Genomic DNA, 21,469 nt, shown 5'->3' on the forward strand with positions numbered 1-21,469 from the left:
TATCCTCCAACTTATCTTTTGAATTTAAAAACTTAAACCAATCTGATAAACCCTCGTACAAATTATTATTGTCATTACTAAATTTTTTCAATTCCAAAAAATGAATTTCCAAATGATTAGTTAGTATATGATTGGTTTCCAGCTCTTTTATAAAATAACAGCTATGAGGTTTATCTGAATCTTTTATTAAATTAAAATCTAAAATATTAATGCTTATAACAGGAGTTAAATCCGAATATATATCTTTAGATTTCAGATTTGTATAATAGCTTTTAGCCCAATAGTACAAACTTCTGTATATGAATGACTGATTTCCTATTCTTTGTATTTCTATAATTATAGTTTCGCCTGATTTTGTTTTCGCTTTAACATCCACTATGGACTCTTTGTCTAAAACATTCTCTTTTAAGTTAAAGCTATTAAGAACCTCAATATATTCAAAAGGCTCTTGATTAGAATCTATTCTTACCGAATTAATAAGATCTTTTAGTATATCCTCATGTCCCTCTTTAGCAAAAAGATATCTAATAAAATAGTCGTTTAAAACATTAAAATATTTCTTAATCATAAGTATATTTTATAATAAAAGCATAAAAAGTAAAGACAATTTTTTTTTATATTATTTATTTCTGCAAATGTAAAACATTTATGTTCTTTATTCAGAAAACCTTTTTATAAATAATAATTTTTTATTTTTATTAGGATATATTTTATATCTTAAATTATTTATTGTTATCATATATTAATTTTTATTTTATGTAAACAATATCTTGAAAATTATATCAAAAATATTAGAATATATATAATTTATAATTTATGGTATGTAAATGAAAATAGCTATACTTGGCGGTACTTTTGATCCGCCGCATTTAGGACATTTAATATTGGCAGATACTGTAATTACTAATTGTGATTATGATAATGCTGTGTTTATACCTGCTAAAATTCCGCCTCATAAAAAGATAAGCAATGAAGCATCGAATCAGGATAGACTAAATATGCTTAAGCTTTCTATAGAGTATGATGAGAGATTTTTATTAGATGAATATGAATTAAATAATAATGAAGTTTCATATACAATTAATACTTTGAATTATTTATATGAGAATTATAAAAATATAGAAGGGAAAATCGGGCTTATAATAGGTGCTGACTTAATAAGGGATTTTCATAAATGGAGAGAAGCTGAAAAAATATCTGAAATTTCTAATATCATAGCTGTAAATAGAGAGGATAATGATAATTTATATAAAGATAATATAGAAAAATATAATATAAAAGTGATAATCTCTCCCCGTATAGATATATCATCCAGCATTATAAGAAAAAGAATAAAAGAAAAAAATGGTTTTAGATATTTTGTTAAAAAGAAAGTTTATGATTATATAGTAGAAAAAAAATTATATTTATAAAGGCTTTGAAATGAGAAATATAATATATATAGTATTAATAATATTTATTTTTATAAATATTTCATATTCTTATCAAATGCATTTACTAAACGGTCCTACAGCAATAGGCGGACTGAAAATGATTAATGATTATAAAAATATAGATATAAAAATTATAAACTCTCCTGAAAATATGCTTTCATCTATAATAAAAGGAGAAGCGGATATTGCAGCAATTCCTTCAAATATGGCTGCTATAATATTTAATAGAAAACTTCAATATAAAGCTTTAGCTGTAGTATCAGAAACTAAACTTTTTATAGTATCAGCAAATAAAAAAATACAAACTATAAATGATTTAAAAAATAAAACAATTTACTGCGGTTCTAAATTAGCGGTACCTGATTTAATGCTTCAATATTTGATATCAAAAGAAAGAATTGAAAATGTTAATATAAATTATTCTTTCAGCAATCCTTATTTAGCAAAAGCGGCAGCGTCAAAAAATGCTGATATAGCAATACTTCCTGAACCTTTTTTATCATCGGCTATGCTTGAAAATAAAGATATGCATATAGTAGTTGAGATGTCTGAATATATAGAAGATTATCCTGTATCTGTGCTTATTGTTAAAAATAGTTTTATAAATCAAAATAAATATCTTTTAAAAGAGATTTTAGAGGAGTATAGAAAATCCGCTTTTTATATTTTAAATAATAGAGATGAAATAGAAAATCTTATTAAAAAAACTTCTATTATAATTAATCCTAAGGCGGCTGTTTATGGCTTGGACAGAATGGGTATTACTTTTTACAGCGGTGAAGAAATGAAATTTGCTTTAAATAACTATTATAATTTTATTTATAATTTTGATAAAAAACTTATAGGAGATAAAATACCTTCAGATGATTTTTATTATATAAATTAATATTTAAGTTTATGATTTTTTAATAAATATTATATTATTGAAATATGCAGATAATGCAGATACTATATACTTGATATTATATTTTTTTATATTAAAATATATTAAGTTTTTTAACAAATGTCGATATTTTAAAGAATAGTTAAAGATGCTTGGAGATAACAACAATGAAAAAGATTATTTTTATTTCGTTTATACTGCTATTATCATTGCCTTTATTTTCACAAAATAATATAACATTTCCAGAATATATAGAAGATTTGCAGGAAAAATCTCCAAAAAGATCTATAGAATGGTTCAAAAAAAATTCCTATTCAGATGAATACGGAGTTAATAGATATGTTTTTGATTTTTATAGAGGAGTAAGCAGATATTTATCATTTGTTAAGTTTAGAGGAGCCAGAACAGAAGTTAATAGAGCGGCAAGCGATTTCAGACAAGCCTTAGAACTTCCTAATGATCCTGTATATTCCTATAATGACAGAGCATTTTTATATATAGGAGGCATACTTACAATTTTACCCGGCGATAAGGAACTGCCTGCAAGAATATTTAAATATTATGCTGATAATTGCAAAACTTCAAACCCTAATTATGCTACAGCAATATATTGGACTATGTATTTAAGCTATATTACTCCTACAGTTTATGAATCTTATTATGAAACTTTGAATATACTAGCTAGAAATCCTGATAATGTTATATATGATTATTTTTTAGGGGAAAATAGAACTATTAATGAGATGATGAAAAAATTAAAATCCCCTGAAAATATGACTCAGAAGGTTTATGAATGGACTACTTCAAATATGGATATATACACATTAATAAAAAATTCTATTCCTATACTCCCAGAAGAAGATGGACTTTCTGTATATACATCGCAGAAATTTTATACTTTTGAAAGATATTCTCCTTCTAAGGAAATTGATGATATAGAAAAAGAAATAGAAGAAAAAAAGGATATTGAAGAAGATTTAATAAAAACAGATATAGCTCCTGAAGAAAAAGAAGAATTAGATAATCTGCAGAATATAGCTAAAAGAGAAAAAACTCCTGAAAATGCTTCTAATAGAATAATACATGCAGGAGAAAGTAAGGCTGCTGATGATATAGTTATAGAAGACCCTGAAACAATAGAGTATAAAACTAATATATTAAGAGGAACAAAAGAGCCTAAAGAAATTGCTGCACCTTCAAATGAGCAAACAGAAAATAATGTTTTATATCCTCTGACTATCTTAATAGATAAAAATCCTAATAACGGACCTATAGCTATTGATATAGAAGATTATTCATTCAATACAGAAATTTCTACTAATTTTGTAATTGAAGTTTTTGAAGGTATGTATGAAGTTTATATATCTTTTGGGGATAAATTATATACTAACAGCGTTAAAGTAGAAAAAAACAAATATAATTTATTTTCTATAATAATACAGGATCAAATATCTCCTGAAAATGCAGAAAATATTTCACCGAAAGAGGATAAAAATGAAGATATTTCTCTTACAGTTGGAAAGGAAAATACTCCTGCTAATAAATATGACAGTAATGCTGAAAATACCAGATATATAATAAGAAAAGTATTAGAAAGACCTTCTAAAGCAGCAGCTGAATGGTTTAATACTAATCCTTATAATGAGTATATGGGAATATCTGTAGAGGAATATACATATTATAGGGGTGTAGCTTATTATTCAAGGTTTTTAAATGACGGAAGAAGATCTGAAGAATTTGCAGCTCAGGCTAAATCTGATTTAACATTTGCATACAATAAAAAGGATAATTCTAATCTTTTAATGAGAACCAGACTTTATTTAGGTGCTGTTAATTTATTTGCTTATAATGATTTATATGAAGCTGATAAGATGTTTGCAGAAGTAGGCTCTTCTCTTACGGAAAATCATAGATATTATCCCACTGTACTTTATTGGAGAAGTAAGATAGGCGTTGCTGATAATACTCAGATAAATGAATTTATAAATATATTATCATCAAAAGCAGACAATACGCAGATATTAGATTATTCTTCTACAGTTTTCAGAGATTTATCTGATATGCCTTCGTATAGGGAAAAAATTAAAGGTATTAGAGCTGTGGGTAAGTCCAAACCTATATATGAGCCTCCGAAAGCTGCATCAAAAGCAGGAAGCAGTAAAACAGAAGAGATTTTAAATTAAAAAAAATATATAATTAGGGATATTCAAATGTTAAATATAAAAAAACCTCGCGGTACAAATGATTTTTTTTATGATTCATCTAAAAATCTTGAGTTTATAGAAAATAAAATAAAAAATATAGTAAAGCTTTATGGATATGGAAGAATAAGAACTCCGTTATTTGAGTATACTGAACTTTTTACTAGAGGAATAGGAGAGGGTACTGATATTGTAGGAAAAGAGATGTTTACATTTGAAGATAGAGGAGGGCGTTCTCTTACTTTAAGACCTGAGGGTACTGCTTCTGTAGCCAGAGCTTATATTGAAAACTCTATGCAAAATGAGTTTGCTGTAAATAAGTTATTCTATTTAGGCACTATGTATAGAGCAGAGCGTCCGCAGAAAGGCAGATACAGAGAATTCAATCAATTCGGTGCAGAATGCATAGGGAGTTCTTCTCCTTTGATAGATGCTGAAATTATACTTCTTAATATAAATATATTAAAAGAATTTGGTATTGATAATGTTAATCTTTTGATAAATACTGTAGGCTGTTCTAAATGTAAGCCTTCTTATAATAATGCTTTAAAAGAGGCTATAGGAAATAAAAAAGATGAGCTTTGCGAAACATGTCAGAGAAGATACGATATCAATATACTTAGAATATTAGACTGCAAAAATGACAGATGCAGAGAAATCATAAAAGATATACCGAAATTTTATGATTATGTATGCGATGAATGTAAAGAGCATTTTGATAGATTATGTGAAGAGCTTACTAGAATAGGGCAGAGTTTTACAGTTTCTAATACGCTTGTTAGGGGCTTAGATTATTATACAAAAACTGCTTTTGAAGTTCAGACTGATGCTTTGGGGGCGCAAAGTGCTGTACTTGGCGGCGGAAGATATGATAATTTGATTGGGCTTTTTAATAATGGAAAAGATATACCTGCTGTAGGAAGTGCTATGGGTATTGAAAGGCTTTTAATTATATTAGAAAATCAAAATAATATTATAAGCGAAAGGCTTGATGTTTTTATAGTGGCATTCAAAGAAACTGAAAATGAAGTTTTAAAAATTATGCAGAAATTAAGGGCGAATAATATAAGCTGTGATTATGGTTTTTCTGCTAAATCTATTAAAAGTCAATTTAAATATGCTAATAAAAGAAATGCAAAATATATTTTAGTGCTTGGAGAAGATGAATTAAAAAAAGGAATGTGCAGATTAAAAAATATGGACAGCACAGAGGAAAAAGAAGTATCTTTAAATGATATTCATTCTAATATAGAAAAATAATAATATTGATTATTTGTTTTATAAAAATAATTTAAGAGAAAAAGTTATGAAAAAAATATTTATCATATTAATAATATTTACGGCAGTAATATCGGCTTTATCTGTATCATTTATACAATATATGATTAGTCCTGTAGGAGGAGATAAAGAAAAAGTATATTTTGAAATAAAGCAGGGAGAGGGTGCTTATTCAATAGCTAATAAATTAGAGCTTCAGGGACTTATAAGAAACTCTAAAATATTTGTTATTTTTGCTAAATATCTTAAATATGATAGAAAACTTTTAAGCGGATATTATGAAATTGATAGAAGTATGAGTATGATAGATATTATGAAGTATCTAAATAGCGGAAAAAAACAGGCTATGGTGAAATTAACTATTGCTGAAGGTAAAAATATTTATGAAATAGGTGCATATTTAGAAGAGCAGGAATTTACTACTAAAAAAGAGTTCTTGGAAGTTTGTCATGATAAAGAGATATTACAGCAGTATAATATTCCTGCTGATAGTGTTGAGGGGTATATATTTCCTTCTACCTATTATATAATTAAAGGTAATTCAGTTAGAACATTAGTGATATATATGATAGATTCTTTATATAAGAAGTTTCCTGATTTGCAAGACAGGGCTCAGAAAATAGGGTATAATATACATGAAATATTAACTATGGCATCAATAGTAGAAAAGGAAATGGGACCTCTTGATGATCCTAAATTAATATCATCTGTATACTATAATCGTTTAAAAATAGATAAAAGATTAGAAGCAGATCCTACAACTATATATGCTATGACTTTGACAAAAGGAGATTATATAGAAAAGCCAAATCTCAGATATTCTGACTTGCGTATGGAGCATCCTTATAATACATATAAAAATAAAGGGCTTCCCCCAGGACCTATATGTTCATCAGGAGCTAAGGCTATAGAAGCTGCTTTGAATCCTGCAGATACAGACTATATTTTCTTTGTTGCTGACGGTACGGGAAAACATGCTTTTTCTGTTACCTATGAAGAGCATGTAAAAAATATTGATAAATATATTCTAAAAAAATAATTAAAAATATTTATTTAATTATAACTTTTATAAGTTTTATACATAAAATATTCCTATAATAAGGATTAAGTAAATTAATTTTATTGTAATAAAATACTAATGATTAAATTAATGTAATCATTAGAACATTCTTACATAAATAATACCATTTATCATTATATACTTTTTTATATAAAAAGTAAAGTAATTATATTATAAAATATAATTACTTTTATGTGTTTTATCAATTAAAAAATAGTATTTCAATAGTATATTATTATGTATTTTTTATTATTAAATTTAACATAATCCTTATTATTGGGAATATTATGGCATCAATATTTAAATCTAAAAATTATCCAATATTTCAGAATGTAGTATATAATACAGCATACGAAGCTATGAATTGTAAAGTAATTGATATAGAGATAGTGCAAGATGAAAATACAGGATTGATATATAATAATAAATTTAAGTCTGATATTATTGATTATCAAGAAAATTATCACAATGAACAGCATTTTAGCGATGTATTTAAAAAACATATTTTTGAAGTAAAAAATATTATACAAAAATATTTTATAAATAGAAAAATTTTGGAAATAGGATGCGGAGATGGTTATTTTTTAGAATTACTTTTAAAATACGGATTTGATATATATGGTATGGATCCGACATATATAGGCAATAATGAAAGAATAAAAAAAGAATATTACAATGAGAATAATTCAAGAGAATATAATGCATTTATTTTAAGACATGTATTAGAGCATATACAAGATCCGTATAATTTTTTATATAATTTAAAAAAAATAGATAATAATAATTCATTGATTTATATTGAGGTTCCAAGTTTAGAATATATTAATGAAAATTGTACATTCTTTGATTTTTATTATGAACATGTAAATTATTTCAGAGAAATAGATTTTATTAATATGTTTGATAATATATTGGTTATAGATAGTTTTTTTAATAAGCAGTATATATATTTAGTAGCAGAACTTAGCAGTTTAAAATTACCTGTAAAAACTGAAGATTTTATATTAAATAAAAATTTTTTATCTAAATTTTATTATTGTAATGATATTATAAAAAATACTAAATCAAAAACTGTTATATGGGGATGTGCTTCTAAGGGTGTAATATTTTCTATTTTTTTAAATAATGTAAAAACCAAAGTTGACTATTTTGTTGATATAAATCCGTATAAATTATATAAATTTATGCCTTTAATATCAGATACAAGTAATTATGGAATAATAGAATCATATAATGATATAAAATATAAATTAGATGATGATAGTATAATTTTTATAATGAATGATAATTATAAAAATGAAATTATAGATATGACTAATAATAGATTTAATTATATTGTTTTATGAGTAACTATTTTCCTTTACAAACTCTATTTGAAACTTCATCAAAACCTTCTTCTATTGTAAGTCCCCAATCAGTTTTTATTTTATACCATTCTCGTATATACTCGCATTGATATTCTTCATTAGAAGGAAGCCATTCAAGAGGAGATTTATCGCCTTTAGAACGGTTTGCTCCTTTTGATACAGCTATTAAATGATTATTATTTTTTAAATAATTATAATATTCATTTTTCTTTTCTTTACTCCAATTACTAGCACCGCTTATATGGGCATTTTTTAAAGGCACTAAATGATCTATGTCCAAATCTCCTGCATTAGTAAAATATTTTCCTGTAAACTTATCATACCATTTTCCAGATATTACTCTATTATTTGATATTAAAGGTTTTGTTAAAGATTCTCTTGCTAATACTTCATTTCTTGTATTAAGTCCGTCATTATCTTCATCTATCCAACTTCCCCAATCATCTCTATTATATCTGTATATTGACGAAGCTTCACTTTTAGTTTCTTTATGTATTTCATTTTCATTATAGTAATAGTATACTGCAGTTATTAATAAAATAAAAAGTATAACTACTATAGGCGATGATTTTTTCTTTTTTCTTCTTGCCATAATTGTTTTATATTATTATTAAAAATTGTCTGCTGACTTTATCTATTTATATGCCCGCAATCTTTTTAATATTTTTATTAATTTATATTAAACTAATAATTTTTATTTTAAACTCATTATTTTTTTATTATCTTGATGCTCCAATTAGGACCGCTGTAAACTTTATATTTTTCAGAGAAGTTTCCCATATTAACAGCAATAGAGAAATTTAATTCAGAATTAAAATAAGCCATATTATCTCCTTCAGGAACATCGCCGAAAGTATTAACCAGTTTAACATCTCCATTCCATATTAAAGTTTTATTATCATATATTGATACATTTAATATATCTCCAACATCTACGCCGTTATCAAGCATTAAATCGCGAGGTAATGATGACCAAATATTACCATATTGAATATCGAGTATAGGTATATTAGCATAAAATTCATTATTTTCAAATCTAGGTTTTTCATATTCTATTTTTGTTATATTTGTTCCTAGTGATTTTCCTACCTCTTCAAAAGTCATCTTTTTTGAAGCTAATTTTGCACCTGTATATACATAAACATCTCTTCCGTAAAAAGTGTATGATTCTTTAGAGTTTGTAAGTCTATTAACAGCCTCATCTATTTCTCTTACCTCTTCTATACCAAAACTTTCAGCAACAAAAGTTAATGCCCCGTTATCAGGAGTTACAAAATAATAATTATTTGAAGTTTTCATCACAACAGATTTTCTGTCAGTTCCTACTTTTGGGTCTACAACATTTACGAATACAGTATTTTCAGGCCAGTATCTTGCAGTTTGATTCAATCTTAACGCAGCCTCCCAAATATTGAATACCGGTATTTCATGAGTTAGATCATAAATTTTTAAATCTTTATCTACCGTTAATGCTGTACCATACATACTAGCAACAGCATTATCTTTTTTTCCAAAATCTGTTTGAAGAGCTAAAGGAGATTTATCTATTTGCTTTATGCATGATATAAATAAAGCCGATAATAATATTAATATATACTTTTTCATTTTTATGTCCTTTTAAATAAAAAATTAAGGGCATAAGAATTATCCTATACCCTTAATATTTTAATTTACTTAGTTTTAGCATTTAAAGCTTCTTTTTGTCTTTTAATTCTTCTTAAAGCTCTTTTACGCTTAACTATTTTTCTATGCTGTTTTCCCACAGTATCTCCTTTTATTAAAATATTTTATTTTTATATTTGATTATTAGAACCTAATACATTAATGATTTTATGCATATAAAGTTTTTTCATCTCATCGCGTGCAGGTCCTAAATATTTTCTAGGATCAAATTCTTTAGGATCATCATTGAATACTTTTCTAATAGCAGCAGTCATAGCAAGTCTTGAATCACTGTCAATATTGATTTTGCAAACAGCACTTTTAGAAGCCTCTCTTAACTGCTCTTCAGGAATACCTATAGCATCATCTAATTTACCGCCGTTTTCATTAATGATTTTGACATATTCCTGAGGCACGCTTGAAGAACCGTGAAGCACAATAGGAAATCCGGGAATTTTTTTCTCAATTTCTTTAAGAATATCCAATCTGATTTGAGGATTCTGCCCTGGCTTAAATTTATAAGCACCATGACTAGTACCTATAGAAATGGCAAGAGAATCAACTCCTGTTTTTTTAACAAAATCTTCTACCTCTTCAGGCTGAGTATAAGTATGATGTTCAGCTACAACATCATCTTCAACACCTGCAAGAACTCCTAATTCCCCTTCAACAGTAACATCATATTTATGAGCATATTCAACAACGCTTTTAGTTAATTCTACATTTTTTTCATAATCATGATGGCTTCCGTCTATCATAACAGAAGAAAAACCATATTCTATACAGCTTTTGCAAAGTTCTAAACTGTCTCCATGATCTAAATGCAGTACTATAGGCACATTAACTCCTAATTCTTTAGCATATTCAACAGCACCCTGAGCCATATATCTAAGTAAAGTTTGATTAGCATATTTTCTAGCTCCTGAAGAAACTTGAATGATAACAGGGCTTTTAGTTTCAACACAGGCTTGTACTATAGCTTGAAGTTGTTCCATATTATTAAAGTTAAATGCAGGTATGGCATACCCGCCGCTTACAGCTTTTTTAAAAAGGTCTCTGCTATTAACAAGACCTAAATCTGAGAATTTAACCATAATTATTTCTCCTTAGTTCTTTTATTAAAATTAAAAAAATACTCACATATAATAATATAGTAAAAGTAATAATTTTTCAATAAAAATACTAAAACTTTTTATAAATATAAATTAAAATTTAAAAAAGCTAATTTTCTCATTGAACTCTTTAGATTTGCACAATTTTATTTTATTACCGCAGTTATTTTAATATTAATCTATAAAGTGAAATTTAATATTTCATCAAATTTATGTGATTACTAATTATTAAAATAGCTTACCTTGTCTTTAAGTTTATAGGCATTATTTTGAAGCTCTTTTGCTAATTCTGTAGCTTCGCTTGCTAAATTTGCATTTTGCTGAGTAACATTATCCATTCTTGATATAGCAATATTAACTTCCTGCACTCCTATTGCCTGTTCTTCCATTGTACTATTAATGATAGCTAATAAATTTGAAGCATTTTTAATTTTTTCTTCTAATTGAGAAAATATTTCTCTTGATTCTATAACTGAATCAGTAGCTTTATTAATTTTTTCTACAGAATCATCTATCAGCCCTGTAATTTCTTTAACTGATGACTGCGAATTCTGTGCTAAATTCCTCACCTCAGAAGCCACAACAGCAAATCCTTTACCCTGTTCCCCAGCTCTTGCCGCCTCAACTGCAGCATTAAGAGCAAGTATATTTGTTTGAAATGCAATATCTTCTATCATCTTTGTAATATCTTTTATCTTTGTACTTGACTCATTTACCTCTTCTATATTTTTAGTTGTCATTGATATTATAGAGCTTGCCTGCTGTATAGATTTATTAGCTTCTTTCATAATCTCTGAAAATTCTTTTGAGTTTTCTGTAGAATTTTTTATTCCAGATGAAAACTCTTCCATAGATGAAGCTGTTTCTTCTAAGCTTGCAGCTGATTCCTCAACTCTTCTTGATAAATTTTCATTTCCATTAAACATTTGACTAGAATCCTGCAGTATCAAATCTGATGTCTCATTAATACTTGATATTATATCAGATAATTGTATTTGCATTTGAGAAAAATATTTTGACATTTCTCCTAATTCATCTTTTCTATTTTTTATATTTTCAGGTAAGTTACCTCTTAAATTTCCCTGACTTATCATTTTAGATTCTTCTAATATATATTTTAACGGATTGGTTATAGATTTTGCAAATAAATATATAAAAATAAATAATGAAATTATACCTAAAACGCCTATTATAATATTTATTAAAAGCATTTTATTGCTTTCTAAATATACCTGCTTATCAGATATAGATATGGTAGTATACCAAGACTGAGTATTTAATTTACTATAAAATACTTTAGTTTTCTCATTATTTATTTTAATAGTTTCATAACCTAATCTATTTTTATTAATAAAATTATAACTGTTATCAGCTTTTGTCTTTATTAATTTATCATCTTTATTTCCTATAATTTCTAATGTATCGCTTATTATGGAAAAATCTGCACCTTTATCTAAGTTTATATTAGACATTATCTGCTTCATAATTTTATCCCAGTCCAGCATAGCATATAATATTCCTATAGATTGATTATCAGATTTTATGCCTGCCATTACAATTATACTGTTTTTTTGAGTGGTAACTGAATATGAAATATCGTATGCCATAGCAGAATCATAATTTTGTTCTATAAATCTTTTCCAAGTAGAAGGCTGTAAGTCTTTTAATACAAGTCCGTATACGCTTTTATCTCCTGAAGTATCAAATTTGATTACTCCATTTAAATCTGTAATGCCTATATCTATAACATATTCATTTTGTCTCATAATACTTTTTAAAAGATGTAATACTTCATTATAATTATCCCAATCAGCAGATTTTGAATAATTAATTATATTTGGTATGGAAGCATAAAATTTTGCTATTGTTATTTGATTTTCTACCCAATTATCTATTGCAAAAGTATATGCTGTCAAAGTCGATTCAAAATCTGATATCGTTTTATTTGTTATGATACTGTTTGAAATTTCTACAGATATAAACATTATAGCTACAATAATAACTGTTGTTATAATGATAATATTAAAAGGCATTTTAAAAGTTAGATTACTTGTTTTTTTAAACATAATGATACTCCTAGATATAGTACAATATAATTATTAATTTAAATAGATTATTGCTTGCTTAAGATTAAGCAAATATTAAAACAAATACGATTGTACACTTTAAGCAGTATATATTTATAAATAAAAAAAGTAAAGCAAAAAATATAAAAACTAATGTATATGGATATTGAATTTTATTTAGTTAATATTTTTTATTAAGTTTTTTTATATTATTTTCTGCATTATATTTATTGAATATCTATATTAATTATGATTTAAATTATATTTAAATAACATACAGCTTGCAATACTTATTCTAATTAAAAACTTATAATAACTAAAAAATAATTTATATATAATTGACTATAATGTATAAATATGTTAATATATTAGAATTATTTTTATTAATAATAATAATTAGTATCAATTCAAGAGGTGTTATAATGTCAAAAATTAATTATTTAGGACAGTCTTATGACTTGTCTGAAGGAGAGTCTTTATTAGACTTCCTTAAACAAAATGCTAAAAAAGATTCTAAAGATGCAGTAGCTGCTAAATTTAACGGAATACAAGTTGACCTTACATATACGCCTGAAACAGACGGCAGTTTAGAATTGATACTTAACACCTCAGATGAGGGAATTGAAATATTAAGGCATTCTGCGAGTCATTTAATGGCTCAGGCTGTTAGAAGGCTTTATCCTAATACTCAGGTTACTATAGGTCCTGCTATTAAAGACGGTTTTTATTATGATTTTGATGCTGAAAAGCCGTTTACAGAAGAGGATTTGCCAAAAATTGAAGATGAAATGAAAAAAATCATCAAAGAGAATATACCTGTAATAAGAAAAGTAATGAATAAAAATGAGGCTTTAGAATATTTTAAGAAAGCTAATGAACCTTATAAAGTTGAAATTATAGAAGGCATAAATGCCGACACAGTATCTTTTTATGAGCAGGGTGATTTTATAGATCTCTGCAGAGGTCCTCATATTCCTTCAACAGGATATTTAAAATCATATAAATTAATGTCTGTTGCAGGAAGCTATTGGAGAGGAGATTCTAATAATAAAATGCTTTCGCGTATATACGGCACTGCTTTTGAAAGTAAGGAATCATTAGATAAATATCTTAAAAAACTCAAAGAAGCTAAAGAGAGAGATCATAGAAAACTAGGTAAAGAATTAAATTTGTTTAGTTTTCACGAAGAAGGTCCGGGATTTCCTTTTTGGCATCCTAGGGGAATGATCATTTATAAGGCAGTTGAATCATATATAAGAAATGAAAATGATAAACGCGGATATGTTGAAATAAAAACACCTGCTATACTCAATGAAGAATTATGGCATAGAAGCGGGCATTGGGATAATTATAAAGAAAATATGTATTTTACAGATATAGATGAAACTAAATATGCTGTAAAACCTATGAATTGCCCAGGCGGATTAATAGTATATAATTCTAATATACATAGCTATAGAGATTTGCCTTTAAGAGTTGCTGAATTAGGTTTTGTTCATAGGCATGAGCTTTCAGGAGCTTTGCATGGGCTTTTCAGAGTAAGGGCTTTCACTCAAGATGATGCTCATATATTCTGTACAGAAGAGCAGCTTGGCGATGAAATTATTAATACTATTGAATATTATTTATCTGTATATAAAGATTTTGGTTTTGAGAACTTTGAAATATTTGTTTCTACCAGACCTGCTAAATCAATCGGAAGCGATGAGATTTGGGAGCTTGCCACTAAATCATTAATTAATGCTTTGGATAAATTAGGCATAGCATATAAAGTTAATGAAGGAGACGGAGCTTTTTATGGTCCTAAAATAGACTTTAATATTAAAGATGTTCTTGACAGAAATTGGCAATGCGGTACTTTACAGGTAGACTTTTCTCTTCCTATGAGATTTGAAATTAGCTATGAAGGTAAAGACGGTAAAAAACGTACTCCTGTAATGCTTCATAGAGCTATACTTGGTTCAATGGAGCGTTTTATAGGCATATTAGTTGAGCACTATAACGGCAAATTCCCATTATGGCTATCGCCTTTACAAGTAGCTGTAGTTAATGTACTTAATGAAAAAACTCAGATTGATAGAGTTAATGAAATAGCTAAAATATTGAAAGATGCAGGATTTAGAGTAGAAATTGATGAGGGAAATGATAATTTAGGCACTAAGATTAAAAAATACCGCTTGCAAAGAACTCCATATACAGTTATAATAGGGGCAGAAGAAGTTTCTAACGGAAAATTATCTATAAGAACGCGTTCTTCACAAGAAATTAAAGATATGGATTTAAATGAGTTTATAGAAAAACTCAAAAAAGAATCTAAGGAGAGAATGAATGATTCTATATTTACTGCTAAATGAGGTAGCTAAATAATGGCAACAGTAAAGAAAGAAGGAGAGAGAATTAATCAATTTATTACTGCACCTGAAGTTAGAGTTGTGCATGATGAGAGAGGAAGTCTTGGTATAATGAGTATTAAAGATGCTCTTGCTTTAGCCAAAGAGGAAGGTTCAGATTTGGTAGAGATAGTTCCTACAGCAGAACCTCCTGTTTGTAAGATTATCAATTATGGTAAGTATAAATTTGATATTCAAAAGAAGAATAAAGAAGCTAAGAAAAAGCAGAAGTTAGTTCAGCTTAAAGAAATTAAGATGCGTCCTCAAATAAGCATACATGATTATAACTTTAAGATGAAGCATATTCGTGAATTCTTAGATGAAGGTAATAAGGTTAAAATTACTATAATGTTCAGAGGCAGAGAAATGGCTCATACAGAATTTGGCTATGACCTTATTAATAAAATTATAAATGATTTAGAGAATGAGGCTGCTGCAGAAAAGCCTGCCAAATTGGAAGGTAAGAATTTATCTGCTGTTCTTAATCCTATAAAGGCAAAGAAAAGCGATTCTGAAGGCTCTTCAGCTAAAAAAGAATCTAAAGAATCTTCTTAAAAGCTAATGAAAAATAATCATTGCTTTAATTAAAAAAGGCAGATATTTAAAAGCCCACTAGCTATACGTACTTATCATACGCATAGATTGAGCATACAGTAAATATAATTAAAAAGGATATTAGTTTATGAAACAAAAATTAAAAACAAAAAGCGGTGCAAAGAAACGTTTTAGATTTTCTAAGACAGGTAAAGTAAAATTTGCTCATGCATTTGGAAGCCACAAATTTCTAAATAAAAGGCCTGATACTAAAAGAAAGTATCGTAAAGCTAAAATAGCTGATGATACTAATATGGCTGAAATGCCTAGATTAATGCCTTACGGCAGATAATAAAGGAGATAAAAATGAGAGCAGTTAGCGGTGTAGTAAGAAAGAAAAAAGTAAAAAAAATATTAAAGATGGCTAAAGGCTACTATGGTTCTCATAGTAAGCAGATGAAACAGGCTAAAGAAGCTGTGATAAGAGGTTTAAAATACGCTTATCGTGACAGAAGACAGAAAAAAAGAATGATGAGAAGATTATGGACTTTAAGAATAAATGCAGCCTGCAGACCTTTAGGCATATCTTACAGTAAGTTCATTAACGGACTTAAAAAAGCTAATATTATTATTGACAGAAAAGCTTTATCTAATTTAGCTATTGATGATTATAAAGCATTTGAGGCTGTAGTTGAAACGGCTAAAAAAGCACTTGCTTAAACAATACTTAAAAGATATTTACTTATGTATAAAATTACCGTTGGTATTCTTTAATAGAGTGCCGACGGTTTTTTATTATATATTATAATTAATAGTATATTTTTTTAATATTTAATAATATGTATTTATTTAATTTTTATATTATTAGTCTTATTGTCATTATTTAAGTTTTTTATAATTTTTCTGCTTAATTGTATCTTGCATAAATTTCAATATTTCTGCTAACTCATTATTTTTCAATTTTATATTTTCTTCTAAATTATAACTATATAATCATAATAGCAATTAATAAGAAAAATCAATATTAAAAATTTTTCATAAAAAAGTTTTAAAGTTAATTTATATGCATCCGACAATTTATTTGGTTGATTGGACTACCCCCCAATAACTATATTTGTAATAAGCCGCTTTGTTCATCCCACAAAAGCGGTTTATTTTTTTATATCTATTATATTTTTTCAGTAATTTTTTTTAATTAAAATTCTGCAGTATCTATGGCACTTAAACATATTAAATAAAAATCTTTATTTGACTTTAATTGAAATTAACATTATTATTAGTATCTTAGTATTATTATATTTTTGTTTTATAAATTTTTACTAAAGGGATATAAAAGATGGAAGAAAAAAAATACAGTATTGAAGAATCTATAGAATTAATTACAAGAGGAATAAGCGAAGTTATAGGACTTGAAGAAATAAAAGAAAAATTAAAAAACGGAAAGCAGTTAATAGTAAAGGCAGGATTCGACCCAACAGCACCTGATATACATTTGGGACATACTGTACTTTTAAGAAAGATGAGGCATTTTCAGTTATTGGGGCATAAAGTTATATTTTTGATAGGAGATTTTACAGGAAGAATAGGAGATCCTTCAGGAAAAACTAAAACAAGACCAAGACTTACATTAGAAGATGTTTTGAAAAATGCTGAAACTTATAAGCAGCAGGTTTTTAAAATTTTGGATCCTGAAAAGACAATAGTAGAGTTCAATTCTAAATGGCTTGAAAAAATGAGTTTTGCTGATGTACTTGGCTTAACTTCAAGATACACTGTAGCACAGATGATAGAGAGAGATGATTTTGCTAAAAGATATAAAAATGGACAGCCTATTAGTATTATGGAGTTTTTATATCCTCTTGCTCAGGGTTATGATTCTGTTGCTTTACAATGCGATATTGAGCTTGGAGGAAATGATCAGAAATTTAATTTGCTTGTAGGAAGAACTTTAATGAAAGAATACGGATTATCTCCTCAGGCTGTTATTACAGTTCCATTATTAGAAGGCTTGGACGGTGTTGAAAAGATGAGTAAATCTCTTGGAAACTATATAGGAATATATGACAGTGCTAAAGATATGTACGGAAAAGCTATGAGCATACCAGACAGTTTAATATATAAATATATGGAGCTTCTCACTGATATACCTATAGAAGATATTAAAAATTATATTAAGGCTATAGAAAATGGAGAGAACCCTAGAAATATAAAGGCAGTATTAGCAAAAGAGATTGTTAAAATATATCATGGAGAAAGTGAGGCTTTGAATGCTGAGGAAGAGTTCAAAAGAATATTCAGTTCTAAAGGACTTCCTGACAAAATAGATGAAGTTAATATTAATAGAGATGATAATATTTTAAATGTATTATCTGTATGTATGCCTTCAGAAAGTAAGTCTAACTTGAAAAGACTTGTTTCTCAGGGAAGTGTTTCTTTGGATAATGAAAAGATAAATGATATAAATATGTTAATTGCAAAAGAAGGTATTTTAAAAGTAGGTAAACGCAATTTCTTTAAAATTAAATTTGATTAAAGAATTAGTAATTGAGTTTAGAGGGTATAATGCGAATCTTTATCTTGCTTTTATTTACATTAATATTTAATGCATTTTTATATGCACAGGATACTAATGCTTTAACTAATAATATAAGCGAAAATGCAATAATGCAGATAAACAGATTTGATGCAAAAAGAAATCCTATATCTTTTATTAATTTAGTTAATTTTACTCCGTATTATATACTTCAGGAATATGCCAGAGTTAATAATATAGAAATTTATCCTTATGATACAGAAAGTTCATTAAGAGCAAGAATTATAGAAAGACAGGTAAATATAAAACAGGAAGTAATTAGGGATAAAGATGGAATAAAAGAAGTAGCAAGAATTACAATAAATAGAGGCGGTGCTCAAGTAGAACTTATAGGGGCAGATTTTGCAGAGCGTTATGAAATAAAAGAAGCAGAAGAAGAACTTATATCATTGTATGGTAATGTTACTATGCGTTTATATAATAATACTCTGATTGCTGATAGAGTTGTATACAGTTTGAAAACAGGCGAAGTTTTTGCATCGGGTAATTTAACTGTAAAATCAGGCGAAAATACTCTTAACGGCGAATGGTTTATGCTTAATAGAGAAAATAAAAAAGGAGTATTATTCGGCGGCGGAACTAAATTTATGTCTTTTACTGTTCAAGGGCGTATAATAAAGTTTAATGATGAGGATTTTTTTGCAGAGAACAGCAGCGTTAGTTTTTCGCGTCTTACTCCTATAGCTCATGACTTTCTTACAAGCAGAGTTTATCTTTGGGATAATAAAAATATTATGATATTCAATAGTATTTACAGAGTAGGAAGACAGCCTGTATTTTATTTCCCTTTATTTATAAAAAATAGCGTGGGTACAGGTATCATATCTTCTTTCGGAGAATCTTTAAGAGAAGGTGTTTATATACAAAATTATAAAATATTTGACTTATACGGAGTGCAGCATAAAATAAGATTCGATGCTTATCAGAAGCTTGGTTTTCTTTTAGGAGATGAAATAAGATATACAAGTAATTATCAGGATTTTGCATTAGATGCTATGTTTGCTTTGGGAAGACAGTATCATCTGCTTGATTCTTATATCACTTCGAGTTTAGGATATGGTACAAGATATGTAAACTATTTTGCTTCAGGGGAAGGCGGAAAATTTGTACCAAGATATAAATTCCAATATGATCATACGATTCAGCTTTACAGCAGTCAGAATATAAATAGTTATATAACAGGAAAATTAAATTTAAATAGCGATTTATATTTTAGGTCTGATTTTTATAATCAAAGAGAACAATTTGATATATTAACTTTTTTTACTTCTATTACGGGTAATTTGAACGATATTGGGGATTCTTATCCTGAATCTTATATAGAAAATTCTGTATATATTAATAATAATATTTACGGAGTGAATTTAAAAGTCGGAGCAGAATGGGATTTGGAAGCTGTTAGAAATATATCCGTAGATAATAATACTAATTTTGATTATTATATGCCTAAACCTTATAAATTAATTTTGCCTTCAGTGGAAGCTCTTTACAGTTCGGTGCTTGGCGATGAGACTTCATACTATCTTCCAGGACTTAATATAAATTATAATTTGAGGGCTAATTATAATCATACTATTAATTATAAAACTTCTGAAGGTATTGCTTTTTATAATAATCCTATGCTGAACAGTCAATTAAATGATAAGCTTGCTGAAAGAAATAATTTAAATCTATATGGAGATATGTCTAGGACTTTTACTAATGAGTTTATAAGATTTTCGCCTAATTTAAATATGGAATACTCATATCAAAACAGTATAGATCCTTCAGCAGAAGATTTAATTTATGATAAGGATAATACATATTTCGGCATAGGAACAGGAATGAATTTTTCTATGTTTCTGCCTTACAGCATACTGCCTTATAATTTCACAAAATATTTTGAGCCTACAGTAAGATGGGATACATCTTATGTTTTAGGATACAGATTTAAAGAAAAATATATTAATACAGATAATGCAGGCAATCGGTTCGGAGAGTTTAATAATCATAATTTTACTACTAGATTTTCTATAGGCGGAACAGGATACAGTTTATTTTATCTTCCTAATTTGAATCTTAATTTAGAATCTTTTATAACTACAGGATATGATTTTATACCTACATACAATTCTGAAACAAAAATTTATCAGGTGGAATTTTCTACAAATAAAATGCTTACAACAGAGGTAGGTGCTTCGGCAAGACTTTTATATAATCAGTCATATATTTCTTATGATGTATCAAGGAATTTATTAGGCACAAATCTAACAATTAACCGTATAAATTCATATTTTCATCTTCCTATACCTCTCGGCAAAATTACAGATTGGATTTTAATAAAAAATAATAAGAAGCCTTTTTTTGACGGCATAATTAATGATTTTAATTTATATTTTGGATTAGCTTTCACTCATGATTTTATTAATTATAGATATAATACAGTTTCATTTACATTCGGCATAGAGCTTCAGGTTATTAATCAATGGAAATTTAGAATAGCAACTATAAGTGCTAATGAAAATGCTTACAGATATATTAAATCTTATTCAGAAAAAGAAAATCAGCATTGGGTTAATCCTTTTTGGGATATTATAAATTCATTTAATTTTTCTAATCCTCAAAAAAGAATTGAAAGTTTATTTAAATTAAAATCTATTGAAACCAGTATTTGGCATGAGTTAGACGGCTGGCAGATTCAGGCTGTATTTGCAGTGAGACCTTCTTCGCTTCCTTCTGATATTACTTCAGGTTCTGTTAAAGGAGTTTATTGGGATAAGGAATTTTGGATTGAATTTACTCTTACTGACTTTCCTAGTGCAGGTTTGCCTAAAAGAGAATATAATCTTAATAGTACTGTTACTGACTTACAAGACAGCCGTGCTGCTACACAATAATTAATTTATTAGAG

Annotated in this window: 17 protein-coding genes; 12 read left to right on the forward strand and 5 right to left on the reverse strand. The window is 27.3% G+C overall.

Annotated elements, in window-relative coordinates:
* The coding region (locus tag QZ288_RS00785) for an Rpn family recombination-promoting nuclease/putative transposase (protein ID WP_295153934.1) at positions 1-568 on the reverse strand (568 nt) is incomplete at its 3' end.
* A gap of 259 nt (positions 569-827) precedes the next feature.
* Here QZ288_RS00785 and nadD point away from each other — a divergent pair.
* The 6 genes from nadD (at position 828) to QZ288_RS00815 (ending at position 8,201) form a co-directional block, all read left to right on the forward strand.
* Positions 828-1,412: a nicotinate (nicotinamide) nucleotide adenylyltransferase gene (nadD, locus tag QZ288_RS00790; protein WP_295153936.1), complete on the forward strand. Its 585-nt coding sequence runs from the start codon at positions 828-830 to the stop codon at positions 1,410-1,412.
* A gap of 10 nt (positions 1,413-1,422) precedes the next feature.
* Positions 1,423-2,319, forward strand: coding sequence for an ABC transporter substrate-binding protein (locus tag QZ288_RS00795; RefSeq protein ID WP_295153938.1), 897 nt, complete (start codon positions 1,423-1,425; stop codon positions 2,317-2,319).
* A gap of 164 nt (positions 2,320-2,483) precedes the next feature.
* Positions 2,484-4,499, forward strand: a complete 2,016-nt coding sequence (locus QZ288_RS00800; protein ID WP_295153940.1) for a hypothetical protein — start codon at positions 2,484-2,486, stop codon at positions 4,497-4,499.
* A 27-nt stretch (positions 4,500-4,526) separates the two neighbouring features.
* A complete protein-coding gene (gene hisS, locus QZ288_RS00805; RefSeq protein ID WP_295153942.1) occupies positions 4,527-5,777 on the forward strand; it encodes a histidine--tRNA ligase in 1,251 nt (416 codons plus the stop codon).
* Between the two features lie 46 nt (positions 5,778-5,823).
* Positions 5,824-6,834 (forward strand): endolytic transglycosylase MltG, encoded by a 1,011-nt coding sequence (mltG, locus tag QZ288_RS00810; protein ID WP_295153944.1) that lies wholly within the window; start codon positions 5,824-5,826, stop codon positions 6,832-6,834.
* 308 nt (positions 6,835-7,142) lie between these two features.
* Positions 7,143-8,201 (forward strand): class I SAM-dependent methyltransferase, encoded by a 1,059-nt coding sequence (locus QZ288_RS00815; RefSeq protein ID WP_295153946.1) that lies wholly within the window; start codon positions 7,143-7,145, stop codon positions 8,199-8,201.
* 4 nt (positions 8,202-8,205) lie between these two features.
* Here the strand turns inward: QZ288_RS00815 and QZ288_RS00820 are convergent, their stop codons facing one another.
* From QZ288_RS00820 to QZ288_RS00835, 4 genes are all read right to left on the reverse strand, one after another.
* Complete coding sequence (locus QZ288_RS00820; protein WP_295153948.1) at positions 8,206-8,814, reverse strand: HNH endonuclease family protein; 609 nt, start codon at positions 8,812-8,814, stop codon at positions 8,206-8,208.
* 116 nt (positions 8,815-8,930) lie between these two features.
* Positions 8,931-9,827 carry an S-adenosyl-l-methionine hydroxide adenosyltransferase family protein gene (locus QZ288_RS00825; protein WP_295153950.1) on the reverse strand — a complete coding sequence of 299 codons (897 nt, stop codon included), beginning with the start codon at positions 9,825-9,827 and terminating at the stop codon, positions 8,931-8,933.
* A gap of 188 nt (positions 9,828-10,015) precedes the next feature.
* Positions 10,016-10,978, reverse strand: coding sequence for a class II fructose-bisphosphate aldolase (locus QZ288_RS00830; protein WP_295153952.1), 963 nt, complete (start codon positions 10,976-10,978; stop codon positions 10,016-10,018).
* A gap of 239 nt (positions 10,979-11,217) precedes the next feature.
* Positions 11,218-13,062 carry a methyl-accepting chemotaxis protein gene (locus QZ288_RS00835; RefSeq protein ID WP_295153954.1) on the reverse strand — a complete coding sequence of 615 codons (1,845 nt, stop codon included), beginning with the start codon at positions 13,060-13,062 and terminating at the stop codon, positions 11,218-11,220.
* 422 nt (positions 13,063-13,484) lie between these two features.
* On the opposite strand from QZ288_RS00835, the gene thrS reads away from it, so the two are divergent.
* The 6 genes from thrS to QZ288_RS00865 all read left to right on the forward strand — a co-directional run bounded on the left by thrS (position 13,485) and on the right by QZ288_RS00865 (position 21,455).
* Positions 13,485-15,416 (forward strand): threonine--tRNA ligase, encoded by a 1,932-nt coding sequence (thrS, locus tag QZ288_RS00840; RefSeq protein WP_295153956.1) that lies wholly within the window; start codon positions 13,485-13,487, stop codon positions 15,414-15,416.
* Between the two features lie 12 nt (positions 15,417-15,428).
* Positions 15,429-16,007, forward strand: a complete 579-nt coding sequence (infC, locus tag QZ288_RS00845) for a translation initiation factor IF-3 (RefSeq protein ID WP_295153958.1) — start codon at positions 15,429-15,431, stop codon at positions 16,005-16,007.
* Positions 16,008-16,134: 127 nt separating this feature from the next.
* Complete coding sequence (gene rpmI, locus QZ288_RS00850; RefSeq protein WP_295153960.1) at positions 16,135-16,338, forward strand: 50S ribosomal protein L35; 204 nt, start codon at positions 16,135-16,137, stop codon at positions 16,336-16,338.
* Between the two features lie 14 nt (positions 16,339-16,352).
* Positions 16,353-16,706 (forward strand): 50S ribosomal protein L20, encoded by a 354-nt coding sequence (gene rplT, locus QZ288_RS00855; protein ID WP_295153961.1) that lies wholly within the window; start codon positions 16,353-16,355, stop codon positions 16,704-16,706.
* Between the two features lie 616 nt (positions 16,707-17,322).
* Entirely contained in the window at positions 17,323-18,519 is a 1,197-nt protein-coding gene (gene tyrS, locus QZ288_RS00860) for a tyrosine--tRNA ligase (protein ID WP_295153963.1), read from the forward strand.
* Positions 18,520-18,548: 29 nt separating this feature from the next.
* On the forward strand, positions 18,549-21,455 hold the full coding sequence (locus QZ288_RS00865) for an LPS-assembly protein LptD (protein ID WP_295153965.1): 2,907 nt from the start codon (positions 18,549-18,551) through the stop codon (positions 21,453-21,455).
* Positions 21,456-21,469: the final 14 nt, after the last annotated feature.

This window comes from uncultured Brachyspira sp., assembly GCF_910578695.1.
Lineage (GTDB): Bacteria > Spirochaetota > Brachyspiria > Brachyspirales > Brachyspiraceae > Brachyspira.